15 protein-coding genes are annotated in these 15,141 nt (G+C 28.0%); 7 read left to right on the plus strand and 8 right to left on the minus strand.

Features of this window, described 5'->3' with window-relative positions:
• Nucleotides 1-26: 26 nt before the first annotated feature.
• The 3 genes from Q349_RS00835 to Q349_RS00845 form a co-directional block, all read right to left on the minus strand.
• A complete protein-coding gene (locus tag Q349_RS00835; protein ID WP_036463888.1) occupies nucleotides 27-260 on the minus strand; it encodes an RNA-binding S4 domain-containing protein in 234 nt (77 codons plus the stop codon).
• 8 nt (nucleotides 261-268) lie between these two features.
• Nucleotides 269-1,384 (minus strand): DNA polymerase III subunit beta, encoded by a 1,116-nt coding sequence (gene dnaN, locus Q349_RS00840; RefSeq protein WP_036463891.1) that lies wholly within the window; start codon nucleotides 1,382-1,384, stop codon nucleotides 269-271.
• A gap of 149 nt (nucleotides 1,385-1,533) precedes the next feature.
• Nucleotides 1,534-2,955: a helix-turn-helix domain-containing protein gene (locus Q349_RS00845; protein ID WP_036463894.1), complete on the minus strand. Its 1,422-nt coding sequence runs from the start codon at nucleotides 2,953-2,955 to the stop codon at nucleotides 1,534-1,536.
• Nucleotides 2,956-3,176: 221 nt separating this feature from the next.
• On the opposite strand from Q349_RS00845, the gene Q349_RS00850 reads away from it, so the two are divergent.
• Nucleotides 3,177-4,085 (plus strand): ABC transporter ATP-binding protein, encoded by a 909-nt coding sequence (locus tag Q349_RS00850; RefSeq protein WP_036463897.1) that lies wholly within the window; start codon nucleotides 3,177-3,179, stop codon nucleotides 4,083-4,085.
• Nucleotides 4,086-4,087: 2 nt separating this feature from the next.
• Nucleotides 4,088-5,161: an ABC transporter permease gene (locus Q349_RS00855; RefSeq protein ID WP_036463901.1), complete on the plus strand. Its 1,074-nt coding sequence runs from the start codon at nucleotides 4,088-4,090 to the stop codon at nucleotides 5,159-5,161.
• 11 nt (nucleotides 5,162-5,172) lie between these two features.
• On the opposite strand, the gene Q349_RS00860 is transcribed toward Q349_RS00855, so the two are convergent.
• The 5 genes from Q349_RS00860 to Q349_RS00880 are packed head-to-tail and all read right to left on the minus strand — an operon-like array spanning nucleotide 5,173 to nucleotide 10,379.
• Complete coding sequence (locus tag Q349_RS00860; RefSeq protein ID WP_036463904.1) at nucleotides 5,173-6,051, minus strand: aromatic motif membrane protein; 879 nt, start codon at nucleotides 6,049-6,051, stop codon at nucleotides 5,173-5,175.
• A gap of 9 nt (nucleotides 6,052-6,060) precedes the next feature.
• Nucleotides 6,061-6,951, minus strand: coding sequence for an aromatic motif membrane protein (locus Q349_RS00865; protein WP_036463908.1), 891 nt, complete (start codon nucleotides 6,949-6,951; stop codon nucleotides 6,061-6,063).
• Nucleotides 6,952-6,953: 2 nt separating this feature from the next.
• Nucleotides 6,954-7,934, minus strand: coding sequence for an aromatic motif membrane protein (locus Q349_RS00870; RefSeq protein ID WP_156932510.1), 981 nt, complete (start codon nucleotides 7,932-7,934; stop codon nucleotides 6,954-6,956).
• A complete protein-coding gene (locus tag Q349_RS00875; protein ID WP_036463912.1) occupies nucleotides 7,912-8,613 on the minus strand; it encodes an ABC transporter ATP-binding protein in 702 nt (233 codons plus the stop codon). Before Q349_RS00875 ends, Q349_RS00870 begins: the two co-directional genes overlap by 23 nt.
• Complete coding sequence (locus Q349_RS00880; RefSeq protein ID WP_036463914.1) at nucleotides 8,613-10,379, minus strand: ABC transporter permease; 1,767 nt, start codon at nucleotides 10,377-10,379, stop codon at nucleotides 8,613-8,615. Before Q349_RS00880 ends, Q349_RS00875 begins: the two co-directional genes overlap by 1 nt.
• Before the next feature lie 380 nt (nucleotides 10,380-10,759).
• Here Q349_RS00880 and rpsL point away from each other — a divergent pair, with 380 nt between their 5' ends.
• The 5 genes from rpsL to Q349_RS00905 all read left to right on the plus strand — a co-directional run bounded on the left by rpsL (nucleotide 10,760) and on the right by Q349_RS00905 (nucleotide 15,136).
• Nucleotides 10,760-11,176, plus strand: coding sequence for a 30S ribosomal protein S12 (gene rpsL, locus Q349_RS00885; RefSeq protein ID WP_036463916.1), 417 nt, complete (start codon nucleotides 10,760-10,762; stop codon nucleotides 11,174-11,176).
• A 58-nt stretch (nucleotides 11,177-11,234) separates the two neighbouring features.
• Nucleotides 11,235-11,705 (plus strand): 30S ribosomal protein S7, encoded by a 471-nt coding sequence (rpsG, locus tag Q349_RS00890; RefSeq protein WP_036463918.1) that lies wholly within the window; start codon nucleotides 11,235-11,237, stop codon nucleotides 11,703-11,705.
• A 17-nt stretch (nucleotides 11,706-11,722) separates the two neighbouring features.
• On the plus strand, nucleotides 11,723-13,813 hold the full coding sequence (gene fusA, locus Q349_RS00895; RefSeq protein ID WP_036463920.1) for an elongation factor G: 2,091 nt from the start codon (nucleotides 11,723-11,725) through the stop codon (nucleotides 13,811-13,813).
• 83 nt (nucleotides 13,814-13,896) lie between these two features.
• A complete protein-coding gene (locus tag Q349_RS00900; protein ID WP_036464216.1) occupies nucleotides 13,897-14,439 on the plus strand; it encodes a tRNA (cytidine(34)-2'-O)-methyltransferase in 543 nt (180 codons plus the stop codon).
• Nucleotides 14,414-15,136, plus strand: a complete 723-nt coding sequence (locus Q349_RS00905; RefSeq protein ID WP_036463923.1) for a TrmH family RNA methyltransferase — start codon at nucleotides 14,414-14,416, stop codon at nucleotides 15,134-15,136. The genes Q349_RS00900 and Q349_RS00905 overlap by 26 nt, the downstream gene beginning before the upstream one ends.
• Nucleotides 15,137-15,141 lie beyond the last annotated feature (5 nt).

A 15,141-nucleotide genomic window follows, 5' to 3' on the forward strand; every position in this document is an offset into this window, starting at 1 on the left:
TTTAAAAAAATAGAGACGAAAAATCTCTATTTTTGATTATCTTCTTCATCATTAATTGATTCTATTTTATAGATAATATCATTAACTCATACAATATCACCTATTCTAATTTTTGCTGATCTTCCGTCAGGTTTTCTTCCATTAATTTTAATCGAGTTTTCTTCAACAAATCATTTAGATTGTCCGCCGGTTTGAATTTCATCAACTTTTTTTAAAAATTGACTAAGTTTTATTGACTCACCTTTAATTTTTACTATCATACTTACCCCTAAAATCTTCTTATTGGTGTTATTAATTGTTTATTAAACGGATTATTTTCTGATGTTATTAATAAACGATCTTCATTTCTTGAAACTTCAATTTTAATTAAACCATTGTCTAGTACTGAAATAGCATCTTTAATAAATTGGTAATTAATATCAATTTCTAATTTTTCGCCATCTAATTGACATGAAGATGTACTTGCTTCACCAATACCAATTTCAGGTACTTCATATCGAACTTTAATTTCATTAGAATCAAAAGTAAATTCTAAACGTAATTCTTTATCAGAAGTAACAAAAAGCGCTTTATTTATTAATCTTAAAATTTCTTGTTTATCTACTTTAATTGTACGAGATATATCAAATTTAAATAAATTTCAAACATTCATGTAATTTAAGTCAGTAGATCTAATTTGAATAATAGTATTAGTGTAACTAATTCCTAACTTGCTAGAATTAAAAAATAACATAACTTTTTTATCTGCATCTTTTGTAACTAATTTCTTTAAATTTTTAGCATCAATAGTTAAATTTAAAGAAACTGGTTTTGAAACTTTAATAGATTCAGTACTTAATCGATATGAGTCAGTTGCAACAAAACGTATATTATTTTCATCGTCACTACTTACATTAATACATTTATGAACTGTTGCTGTAATTTTATCACTTGAAGTACTTGCAGCAATTGAAGCATTATAAATAACTCTTTCTAAATCAATAGATTTAACTTCAGTTCTATTATCATGATCTGAAAATTTAATATGAGGATATTGATCTATATCAACTCTTGTTAAAGTAAATTTTGTAGCCCCTTCATAAATATCAACTGTTGTATCTTTAACTAAAAAAGTAACATTATTATTAAATTTTTTAATTATATTTTTTAATATAGAAGCATTTATTAAAAATTTACCTTTTGAATCAATTTTTATTTTATCTTCATCAATTGGTATTTGTTTTTGAGCTTGGATATTACCTGATTGAGCTTGGATAGTTAAAAATTCTGAATCAAGAGAAAAATACAAACAACGGTATGGTATAAAAGCATTATTTGAATCTATGTAATTATTCATAAAATCAACAACACTATCAATTAAATTTTTTTGAATTGTGAATTTCATAATGAAAACCTCTTTTTTATTTAATAATAATTATAAACTGTGGAATATGTGGATAAATATAAAAAAACGATATTTTTTGCCTTTTTAAAGCTAAAAAAGCAATTTTTTCATATTTTAATTAATTTTATTTTTTTGTGGATAAAAGTGGATTAATGGGAACCGATGTTTTTTTTGAGAGCATCAAAAGCTCATTTTAAGCGATCATCTTTTTCTTCATTTATATTTCTATTGAATTTTTCAATTGCACTTAAAATAGTGCTATGGTCTCTTTTAAAAATCTTTCCAATTTGTGTTGAAGGAAGGTCTAGAAGAACTTTAATTAAGTTTATTGCCATATGCCTTGCAAGAACAATATCTTTATTCCGACTTTTTCCTAAAATTTTATCTTGTGATATCTTGTAGTATTTTGAGACATTTTCAATAATGATTTCAGGGGTAATTTTTTCTGCTTGATTAACAAAATCTGCAAAAATGTTTCGAACAACATTATAAACATATGCGCTATTTGAAATTTCTTTTTTATGGTATTTTAATCTTTTAACTGCACCAATTAGGTCACGAATAGAACTACTGCAATGACTTACAACAAAATCAACAGAATCAGGGGTAAATTTATCATAATTAATTTCAGTTTCGCGTTTGATTAGCTGTTCAAAAACAATTTCTAGATCTTTTTTGTCGGGTTTTTGGATTTTGGTTTGGAAACCCGATCTTAAACGAGATAATAATCGTTCATCAAAATAAACATTAAGATCTTTTAATTCATATTCAGAGGCAAAAATGGTTAATTTATCATTCATCATTCTTGAATCAATGACTTTAAATAAAAAGTTTTTTGTTGCTTTTTTATCTCCGTCTCCAAAAATTTGAAAATCATCAAAAACTAAAACATCAATATTTGCGTAATATTTAGATATTTTTGATATTTTTACTTGATCATTATCTTTTAATATAGGTGAAATATAAGAAGTAAATTGGTAAGGGTCAATATATATTGCTGACTTTTTCTTCTTGGTTAACTCATTAATGGTTGCATGTAATAAGTGGGTTTTACCATAACCAGATTTACCTGATAAAAAGACAATCGATATTGAGTCATCCCCTTGAATAATTTCTTTAAATACTGAAATTGATTCTTCATTAAATTTACTTTCGATGTAATTATCAAAATTTCAATTGGCACGCACCATATTGCTTTGAATTTGAGTTTGAATAGTTTCTTTAATGATTTTAGGAGTTATGGTATTTTCTTTTTGTTCTTTTTTAAGAGTGTTTAAATCATAATTGACAAATTTTCAGGAATATTCTTTTGAAAATACCTGACGAATTGCATCATCAATAATATTGATGTTTACTTGATCGTTTTTGAACCTATTTAAACTTGTTTCAGGAACTCTTGTATTTGACAAAATAACCACGTTCTTGTCAACTTTAATTACTTGCATGTCATTAAGATAGGCATTATATGTTAACGAATCAGGACGGTTATATAAGATATCTTTAAGTTGTTCTGTTTTAATCTCTAAATCATATTTTTGTGTGTAATTTCCACTAACTTCTTTTATATTCATAATTAAATTTTAAATGTTTTTTATGTATTTAAATAAATTTGTGGATTTAAAAAAAATTTGAATAACTTTCCCACAATTAATCCACAACTTTCATTTGCGATTTTTAGGGCTTTCCACATAAAAAATAGTCTTTAAATAAATGTGTGGATAAATTGTGTACAAATTCTTTGTTTTTTGTGTAAATGCTAAAAAAATATATAATAAAAAAATCAAAGGGAAAAATGAAAGAAATAGTTTTAAAAATTGAAAATTTAAACAAAAGTTTTGGTAATTTTAAGGCTTTAAATAACCTTAATTTTGAAGTTCAAAAAGGTGAGCTTTTTGGCTTTTTGGGAGTTAATGGGGCCGGAAAAACAACCACACTCAATATTATTTTCGGAATTTTAAAACCTGACTCAGGCCAAGTGTGAATTAATGGAAAAAATGCCTTTAAAAATCAAGCATATATAAAAAATGAAATCGGGGTAGTTTTCCAAAATTCAATATTAGATCCTTATTTAAAAGTTTCTGAAATTCTTTATGAAAAAGCATTGCTTTACAGAAATAGATTTAAAGAACCAATTAAAGATGTAGTTAAAAAGATTATTGATGAATTTGAATTAACAAGTTTTTCTAATAAGCTATATCACCAACTTTCTGGGGGACAAAAAAGAAGAGTTGATATTGCCCGTGCTTTAATTCATAAACCTTTAATTTTATTTTTAGATGAACCAACAACGGGATTGGATCCAAATTCAAGAAAATTAGTTTGAAAAAACTTACAAAACTATCGCGAAAAAAACAATTTGACAATTATTTTAACCACACACTATATGGAAGAAGCTAATAATTGTACAAATGTAATTGTCTTACAAAAAGGAAAAATTTTAGAAAGAGGGACTGTTAGGGAATTAAAAACTAAATATACAGAAACAATTATAAAAATTTACCATAAAGTAGATCCGGATTTAGAATTAAGTTTTAAAGAAAAAAATCTAAAATTTAAATACATTGATAATCATTATCGAATTTATTTTGTTAATACAAATAAAGCTCATGATTTTTTGATTGAAAACCCTGAAATGAAGGATATTGAGTTAGTTAATGGTGATATGGATGATGTTTTCTTAAATATTATTAAAAGTAGGTAATAATGGATATTTATGTTTTACTTCGTAGACAATGAAGGTCGTTTTATAATCAAAAATGAAGATTATTTATTACTCTTTTTGCACCTATTTTGGTTTTTTTAATTTTATTAGTTATTTATAATGTGGTTGCTAGAATGAATGATTTTAGCTCAAATACAGTTGGGATACAAACCTTTCAAATAGGAACCGGAATTTTATTCTTAATTTGTTTAGTTAATGCAGTTACTTTGACTTTGCCACAAACTCAAGATAATTCAAATTTAACAATAGAAGATATAAAAATTACTCCAATAAAGCAATGAAAAATACGATTTAGTTATTTTGTTTTTAATGCTTTATTAAATTTGCTTATTTGCTTTTTAATTTTAATTTTATTTATTTGTTTAATTTTTATTTTTAATGTAAATAGAATTGAAGTACTTAATCCCGAAGGAGACTTAAAAAATAGAACCACTGATTTATATGATAAAGTTACATCAGTTTTGTTTTTTTTAAATAATCACCCGGAATTACATGACAAATATAATCAAGAAATACAAGCAATAAATTCTTTAGTTGATCAATTTTCAAAGAAAACTGATGAAATTAAGTTAATTCAAGAAACTATTTATATAGTGACCTTTAGAAGTGTTTTTGGCATGAGTTGAACTCTTATTTTGTCTGTTTTATCAAGCTCACTTTTTTACACAATTTTAATGTCTAAAATTAAATCCTTAAATGTTTCATTGGGTATTAGTGTGATGGTCATTATGTTTGGAGGGTATTTTATAGGAACTTTAATTCCATTATCTAAGTACCCTGATTGAATGAAGTTTTTGGCTTCTATTTCCCCAATTTCTCAACTTTTACAAATTGCAAGAGCAACAGTTTATGATGGTACGGTTTGAGAAAGTTACAATATCGCTAATAATCCAATTGTGATTTTTGGATATAAGAGTAATGTTGTGGTTTCGATTTTTTATTCAATTACTTGATTAGTTTTATTATTTGCAATAAACTTATACTGAAATCAAATTTGATCATTTTGATTTAAAATAGTAGATTTTTTTAAAAAACAAACGAAAAAAAAGCAGTAAAACCTGCTTTTTTATTGCACATCTACTAAAGTAAAGCGAAGTTCTTTTCCTCCGTATTGTTCTTTAAATAAAATTTGTTGGCTTCTGTCTTGAGGCACAGATCCAAAAGCTTCTGTTGAAAGAACAAATTTTTTGATATTAAAATGATCTAAAATATCATCTTTAAAGGCTATTTTTGGGAAAGAATAAACATAATTACTAATTTCTGTTTTTATAATACTTGGATTATCTCAATCTGGTGTTAAGAATATTTTGAGAATAAAACCTGAATCTAAAACTAAAAAGAAAGTAGTTGTTTTAAAGGAATCTGGGTCATCAATAATTTGTTTAGTGTAATCAATTACTTTATTAGATTTAAGAGACATAAAACCACTTGTAGCTAAATTATTTTGCAAACTATTTAAAATATTATCTTCATTTGTTGTTGTAAATAAGTCTGCTACCGAAGGGTAATTAATATAGGTGAAAGAATCTATATTATATAAGTATCATAACCAGTTTTTTGTTTTTAACTGGTCAAGTACTTTGTCGGAATTTTTTAAAGGGTAAGGAGTTTCTTCTTTGTTATATGCATTGCTTCCAAAAGATCTTGTTAAGTTATTGGCAAAAAGTAGTGCATTAGATAAAATGTTTTTGTAATCGGGATCTAAAAGTAATTCTTCTTGAGTTTTTATGTATTCTTGAATCTGGGTTTGGTCATGGTTGTAAATTGTATTTAATAAATCCAGAACATAATCGCGATTGATAAATTCTTTTCATTTAATGTCATTTTGATAATCTTTGTTTTGAAAATCCTGAGAAATTTGATCGTTATGGTTTGTACATGAAGCAACAATTAATCCTGAAAAAGGAACAAATAATGATATTAATTTAATTATTTTCTTTAACATTATTAATCTCTAATTAAATTGTTTAGAAAAAGAGAAACCAAAATTATTATTGTTTGTTGCTTGTATTTTTACATCTTTTGATAATAAGATAAAATTAGCCGGTTCACCATAACGATATTTTTTCACCATATCATCTTCAAAACGATCATATCCTATTTGGTCTCCGTGGATGTAAGCACTATGGACAATATCTGTTAGGATTTTGGTTGAGATATTAATTGCGTTAGATTTAGGAAAATATCAAAGTTGTCCTGGAAAATTAAATATTGGATTGTCAGTGAGTGCGTCAGAAATGCTCATTCTTAAAAAGATGTTTTGCTTTTTAAGATATAAAATTGTTGTATTTGCAAATTCGGCTGACTCATCTCCTTCGATAAGTTCTTCTCAATAGTTTGTTGAAAAAAGCTTTGGAGAAGGTTCTTTAAGTTTCTTTAAAGAATCCAAATATTTTTGTGAATGGGAACCTGCTTTGTTTTGCGGGAAAGTTAACCAAGAATCGAAAATGGCCCGAAATTTAGTTATGTTTCTAAGCACAATTAATCAATTTTTATTAGCTAGTTCATTTAATCTTGACACGATTTCTGAAGTATCGGAAAGATTTTTTTGTGCTTCTGAGAATTCTTCCGAAATTTCCTTGTATTTTTCAAAAAAGGCTTTTATATTTTTTGTGTTATTTTGAGTTTTTAAAAATTCAACCTTTCTTGCATAATTGGGGAAAACCTGCTCAACAATGCTATCTAAAATTTTTTCAGATTTAGCTTTTTCTTGTGTAGCTGGATCAAGATCATTATTATATTTAGGTTGAATAATTTTTTCTAATTGTGAATTATTGCTTAAATCAGCACAAGAAGTTACAAAAATAGGTGCTAAAGGAAGTAGCAAAGTTAATCATTTTTTCATAATTACACCTTTCTGATTGTAAATCTCATAAGATTAATGTTTTCTTTTTGTAATTCTTTAATAGCTAAAAATGCACTTTTAGAATAAGCATCCGGGTTAAATAATGTAAGAAATCATTGGTCGTTAAATTTTTGAGCTAGTGCTTTAGTGTCTGTGTTTGGATCTAATTTTTCGCGATAGCTAATATATGACTGGGTATTTTTTTGATATTGAGTTAAAAGTTCTTGTTGAAATTTATTGATAAAATCTTCCATATTAGATTTTTGTAAAACTTCTTCGTTGTTAAAAATCTCGTAAACATCACCGGTAAATTGAATTGTGACTGAATCATCTTTTTGGTAGATAAAACCATTTAAGAATCTTTTTTGATCAATAATTAAATAAAAAGATTTTAATAACTTAAATTGATTATTTTCATTTTGAATGTCAAAATCTTTGATAATTAAATGAGCTTTGTTGGTTTTTAAATTCGTTATTAAATAAGGTCTATCGGCATCATTTAACAGCACATATTGCGTTGTATCAAGACCAAAGGTATCATGATAATATTCATCTCCATATGGATTTAATACAAAACCAATTTTTTCTAAATTATTAAGAAATCAAAATCAATCTTTAGTTAAGGTTTGGTTAATTATTTTTTTAGCATTTAAAGATAAGCGCCTAAACTCTCTATTTTTACGATCCATATCAAGATAAAATGGACTATATCAGTATAAAGAATAATTTAGTTCATCAAATTTACTAATTGGTTTGTTTTTTTGGTCAAATATATATTCTTGTTTTTTTGTTTGGTCTTCACTAAAGGTAAATTTAAATAAAGGTTCTACCTGTTCTAATAAGTAATCTTGTTTTGTATTTTTTTCTTTATCTTTGTTATTTAAGTTTTCTGAGCTATTTTGGGTTGAATTTGCTTGATTTACGCATGAAATAGCTCCAACAGAAGAAAAAAGCAATAAACTAAGACTTAATAACTTTTTCATAAAATAAGTCATCTAATTTCTGATTTTTTTTGCCTGAATAAAGTATTTGTCCATCATGAATTAAAGTGACATCTGTAGCATATTTATCTATTTCACTTAAAATATGCGAGCAAATGATAATGCTTTTTTCTTCTTGTTGTAATTTTTGCAAAATTGAAAACAACTCAAAACGTGCATATGGATCTAAATTAGCAGCCGGTTCATCTAGAATAATTAATTCAGGGTCGTTAAGTAAAGCTTGAATTAATAGCACCTTTTTCTTTTGTCCTGACGAGAAATTAATTGGTTTTTTATACTTTAAATCTGATATTTGAAAAAGACTTAAATAATGTTCAATTTTGTTTTTTAAATCTTTTTTAGGGATTTTAAATAAGGAACCTAAGAAAAATAGATATTCATAGACATTAAGCTCGCTAGGAAAGGTTGCTTTTTCTGGAACATAACCTAAAATATCACGAGAATGAGGTATTTTTGAATCGATTCCATTAATTTTAATTTGCCCAGAAAAAGAACGATAAAGCCCAATAATGCTTTTAATTGTTGTGGTTTTACCAGAACCGTTTTTACCAATAAAAGCGTGGAACGAACCTTTTGGTACATTAAAACTAATGTTATTTACAGCAAGGAATTGACCATACTTTTTTGATAAGTTTTTTACTTCCAAAATATATTGAGACATTATTTGTAGTCCTTTCTAACAAGAATAGCTGTATTTAAAACCATAACTAAGATAAGCATTGTTATTCAAATAGCAATAAAAGTTGATTTAATAATAATTTTTTTGTCTTTTGAATATTCATAAACGGTATCAAGACTTTGGAATAATGTATTGTTTGATTTAGTTAATTCATAGCGCATAATAACTTTTTGGTCTTCAACTTTTTGAATTAAACTATATGATCCAAATCCACCTATAAAATAATTAAAATCACCAATTTTTACCTTAAAAGATGATGGTTGGTAATCAAAAGTGTTTACGTTGTACAATAATGCTCTTAAGGTTGTTGAATTATTATGTGCAAAATAAATATAGTATAGATAGGCAACGGCAAAATAAACTTTTTGTTCTGTTAAAGATTTAATTTTTCCTGAGCTAAATGAGTTTTTATCTGTTAGAGTAGAAAGTCCTTCAAAATCAGTGTACAATGGATTATTTACTCTGTTGATTTCTTGAGAGATCAATTCTAAAATTTCATCTTTAATTAAATCTTTATCAGCTAATTTTTCATTGTAGAAGTTTTCTACAACTTTTTGAAATCATGGGAGCTGAATTATTTCTTGAATATAATCTCATTTGATTTCACCTACTAGATTGTTTGGTGAAGCAAATACATATTCATCTTCAGGGAAAGAGACATTGAATTTACTTGCCTTTTCTCTTGCGTAAATAATATTTGAGTTTTCTTGATTTTTATAAATAGTTTTATTTTTAAGTGCTCCAGGAATAATATATTTTTTAATTACTTTACCTTTTTCATTAAAAGGCACTTGAACTAAGTCGCTAGCTAACTTTAATTTATATGAATTTTCAACGCTATCTTGGTGATTATAAAATAAAGTATTATCAAGGTAATTTTTGTTATTGCTGTTAAATAATTTTGCATTAGGGTCGACAAAAACACTAAAAAATTGATAAGGAAAAGCTAAATATGTATATCATTGCATTTCTTTTGCTGAATTATTAGAGATAGATACGACTTTATCTAAATATGAAATTTGTTTTTCGCTAAAATTTTTATTAAAACCATTAGGAATAATGTAAAAAGCATCTTTGTTATTTTTTAAATAAAAGTTTTCTAAATCAGCTAGTTTACCAGAGTTTTGGTATTCATTTTTAGTTTCTAAATAGTAAGCTGCATTATTTAAATTAGTTGTTGAAGTTGAGGAAATCCCCATCCCTCCACCTAAAATTCCAATAAATGAAATTAACGGGATTGTAATGGAAAGTTTTGGGCTTAGTTTAATGGAAATTAAAGAAATTAAATATCCAAAAAATAAATAAGTCACAAAATTAACACAAATTGCTCATGCAAACAAGTTGGCTAGATTTATAGATTGGCTAAAGTAAACTTGTCCAATAATAAAAGATATTGAGTTAAAAAGTGAATATGATATACCAACAAAAATAAAGGCGATATTTTTTGCGGTAAGAATAGATAAACGAGAAATAGGTTTAGATAAAATTAGTATTTCTAATCCATCATCTTGAGTATCTTTGAAAATATTTAATGCTTTTAAGCCTCCATAGATTAAATTAGTTAAAAGCATAATGGCTGCTGAAATTGAAACAACCAAAATATAAGACAATTTATTTTTTAAAACAAATGTCAATGCCATCATCAGAAGTCCTACAAAAAGAAAAAATATTGGAAAAAGAATTGTTGTTTTCTTTTTAAATAAAAGTTTTGTAAAACTTTGAGAGTATCAGAAAATTTGCTTTTTCATGTTTCCTTTCATTGTTTATATATTACTGATGCGTAATATATTATAACACTTATATTGGACATATTATTTATATAGTTTGAAAATAAAAAATGAATACTTAATAAAAGCAAAAATCTTTATCTTTGTATTTGCCAATGAAAAAACAAAAATAAATTTTATTTTCCTGTTTATTTTTCATTTAGTGATTTTTAAAAATACTCATAATAAGAAGTAAATAAACTTTTTATGCTTGTTTTAGTTAAAGAAAAAACAAATTAAAACACTCTAAAAAAAGTAAAAAATACGATACACTGGGAAAGTTTTTTGTTATATAATGTTTACATACTTTATTGTATGCCGTTTATATTATTAAAATAACAAAATGAAAGGAAGGTTTAGAAATGCCTACAACAAATCAATTAGTTAATAGTGGTCGTGTTTCTAAAGTTAAAAAGCAAAACGCACCCGCTTTAAGCTTAAGTTACAACTCACTTATTAAAAAAGCTAAAAAAATGGCTTCACCATTTAAACGTGGTGTATGTACTCGTGTTGCTACAATGACACCTAAAAAACCTAACTCAGCGCTTCGTAAATACGCTCGTGTTAAGTTATCTAATGGAATGGAAGTTACAGCTTACATTCCAGGTGAAGGACACAACTTACAAGAACACTCTGTTGTATTAATTCGTGGAGGTCGTGTTAAAGACTTACCAGGGGTTAGATACCACATCGTTCGTGGAACACAAGATGCTGCCGGAGTAACAAAACGTCAACAAGGACGTAGTTTATACGGAACCAAAAAAGAAAAAGCAAAATAGTTTTAAATTAATCAAAAATTACACTTACCCAATAAATGAATAAAAATTAGGAGGACATATGTCAAGAAAGAAAAGTGCACCAATCCGTGAAGTACTTGCAGATCCAGTTTTTAATTCTGTATTAGTTACAAAATTAATTAACACTATTATGCTTGACGGAAAAAAATCAATTGCTCAAGATATTTTATATTCAGCATTTGAAATTGTTAAAGAAAAAACACAAAGAGACCCAATGGAAGTTTTTCTACAAGCAGTAGAAAACATTACTCCTCAATTAGAGGTTAGAACAAGAAGAATCGGTGGAACAAATTACCAAGTTCCTACAGAAGTTTCTCCAAGAAGAAAAAAAACTCTTGCTCTTAGATGACTTGTTAACTACGCTCGTTCAAGAAACGAAAAAACAATGGATGTTCGTTTAGCAAACGAAATTATTGATGCATCAAACAAAACTGGTGGAGCTATCAAAAAACGTGAAGATACTCACAAAATGGCTGAAGCTAACCGTGCATTTGCACACTTCAGATGATAATCTAGGAATAGTGATATATGGCTAGAGAATATGAATTAAAAGATTACCGTAATATCGGGATCATGGCCCACATTGATGCAGGGAAAACAACAACAACAGAACGTATTTTATACCACACAGGAAAAATCCACAAAATTGGAGAAACACATGATGGTGCTTCTCAAATGGACTGAATGGCTCAAGAACAAGAGCGTGGAATTACCATTACATCTGCTGCAACAACAGCATTTTGAAAAGGTAAAAGAATTAACATAATTGATACCCCAGGACACGTTGACTTTACAGTTGAGGTAGAGCGTTCACTTCGTGTACTTGATGGTGCTGTCGCAGTTCTTGATGCTCAATCAGGTGTTGAACCTCAAACAGAAACAGTTTGAAGACAAGCAACAAACTATAAAGTACCTAGAATTGTTTATGTTAATAAAATGGATAAGGCTGGAGCTGATTTTGCAGCATCAGTTGAATCAGTTAAAACAAGACTTGGTGGAAATGCAGTTGCAATTCAATGACCTATTGGAGCTGAATCAGATTTCAATGGAATTATTGACTTAGTAACAAGACAAGCAATTACTTACAATGGAGAAGCAGCAGAGGAAGAAATTCCTACAGAAATTCCTGCTGATTTAGTAGATATTGTTGAAATCAAGCGTCAAGAACTTCTTGAAGCTGTTGCTAACTTTGATGAAGAACTTATGATGGTTGTACTTGAAGGCGGAGACATTGATGAAGAAACCTTTAAAGCTGCTATTCGTAAAGCTACACTTACTTCTGAATTTTTCCCAGTAGTTTGTGGAACATCATTTAAAAATAAAGGTGTTAAAAGAATGATCGATGCTGTTGTCGACTACTTACCATCACCTCTTGATATCCCAGCTATTAAAGCTGACTTAGATGGAGAAGAAATTAATGTTGAAGCTACTGATGAAGGTGACTTCGCAGCTCTTGCTTTCAAAGTTATGACTGACCCATATGTTGGATCTCTTACATTCTTCCGTGTTTATCGTGGAGTTTTAAACAAAGGAAGCTATGTTTATAACTCAACAAAAGGTGAAAAAGAACGTATTGGACGTATTCTTCAAATGCACGCAAATAGCCGTGTAGAAATTGATGAATGTCGTGCTGGAGATATCGCTGCTGCTGTTGGTCTTAAATCAACAACAACAGGAGATACTTTAATTTCAGAAAAATCACCAAAACTTGTATTAGAAAAGATGGTTTTCCCAGAACCCGTTATTTCACAAGCTCTTGAACCTGAGTCAAAAGCTGCTACAGAAAAACTTTCTCTTGGACTTCAAAAATTAGCAGCTGAAGACCCTACATTTAGAACTTACACCGATGATGAAACAGGACAAACAATTATTGCCGGAATGGGTGAGTTACACCTTGACATTATTGTTGACCGTTTAAGAAGAGAATTTGGTGTACAAGCTAAAGTTGGTGCTCCTCAAGTTTCATACCGTGAAACAATTACTAAAACTGCTGAAGTTGAAGGAAAACACATCAAACAATCTGGTGGTAAAGGACAATACGGACACGTATGAATTAAATTTGAACCAAATCCAGATGGTGGTTTTGAATTCGTTGATAAAATTGTTGGTGGAAAAATTCCTAAAGAATACATTAAACCAATTCAAAAAGGTCTTGAAGATAAAATGGCTGCAGGTATCTTAGCTGGTTACCCAATGATTGACGTTAGAGCTACATTATTTGATGGATCATACCACGATGTCGATTCATCTGAAATGGCATACAAAATCGCGGCTTCAAAAGCTCTTACTAAAGCAAAAGATGCTATTGGAACAGTATTACTTGAACCTATTATGGACGTAGCAGTAGTTGTTCCTTCAGATCATGTTGGGGATGTTATCGGTGACCTTTCACGTCGTAGAGGTGCTGTTAACGATCAAGAACAAAGAAATGACGGAGCTACAATCGTTAGAGCAAATGTTCCTCTTTCAGAAATGTTTGGATACTCAACAGAACTTCGTTCAATGACAAGTGGACGTGGAACATACCAAATGCAATTTGATCACTACGAAAAATGTCCTAAAAACATTGCTGATGAAATCATCAAACGTAGAAATATTCAAAATAAAGACGAAGAATAAAATTTCAAAATTTAGTACCCACAAAAAAGCGTTTTATACGCTTTTTTATTTTGCTAAAAAGGTAATTAAAATATAATAAAAATATGCTAAATATTGTATTATATCAACCTGAAATTTGTCCTAACACAGGAAATATTATTCGTACATGTTTTGCTCTTGGAGCAAAACTTCATATCATTAAACCAATAGCTTTTGACTTACATCCTAAATGATTAAAAAGAGCAGGTGCCGGAAGAATGCTTTCGGATATAGAACATGAAGTTCATGAATCTTATGATGCATTTAATAAAAAATACGGAGATAAAAATATCTACTACATTACAAGATATGGACTTAAAACATATACTGATGTTAATTACCAAAACACCTTTGAAAATGATGGTGAAATTTGAATCATGTTTGGAAGAGAGTCGACAGGAATTGACAAGCAAGTTTTACAAGATAATCTAGATAATTGTTTAAGAATTCCAATGGTTGATGCTATGCGCTCAATTAACTTAGCTAATTCTGTTTGTATCATTTCTTTTGAAATTATGAGACAATTGGACTTCAAAAACTTATCTTTACATGAAGTTGAAAAAGGGAAATATTTTTTAAGAGATGGAAATTTTAAAGTCGAAAAATAATCAACAAATTAAAGAATTGGCCAAATTAAAATTAAAAAAATATCGCCAAGAGCAGCGAGTTTTTTTAATTGAAGGATATCATTTGGTTGAAGAGGCAAAAAAACACAATTTAGTAATGGAAACATATGAATATTTTGAAAACCCAAAATATAAAGATTCCATTTTAGTTTCTGAAGATATTATTAAATACTTATCTACAACAAAAACACCACAGAAAATCATTGCCAAAGCAAAATTTAAAGATCATCATAATAATTTCAATCGCGTTGTAATTTTAAATAAATTGCAAGATCCAGGAAATGTTGGCACGATTTTTAGATTAGCCAAATCTTTTAATTTTGACACGGTTTTAGTTCAAGATTTTGATTTTTACAACGAAAAAACTATAAGAGCTTCGCAAGGCGCCTTCTTTGATCTTAATATTATTAAAATTCAAAATTTAGGTGAAGAAATTAAAAAATTACAAAATGAAAATTTCCAGATTCATGCAACATTATTAGATCAAAGTGCGCATAAGCTAGAAGAGGTTGCCTTTCGAAGTGATAAACTAGCAATTATTTTTGGAAATGAAGGAAATGGTATTGAACCAGAAATAGCCCAAATGGTTAACTCAAAAGTTTATATACCTATTAATTTTGAAAGCTTAAATGTTGCTTGTGCTGCGTCAATAGTTCTTTATCAAGCAAGAAAAGGTTAGTTAAA

The organism is Mycoplasmopsis sturni DSM 22021, from assembly GCF_000701485.1.
GTDB lineage: Bacteria > Bacillota_I > Bacilli_A > Mycoplasmatales > Metamycoplasmataceae > Mycoplasmopsis > Mycoplasmopsis sturni.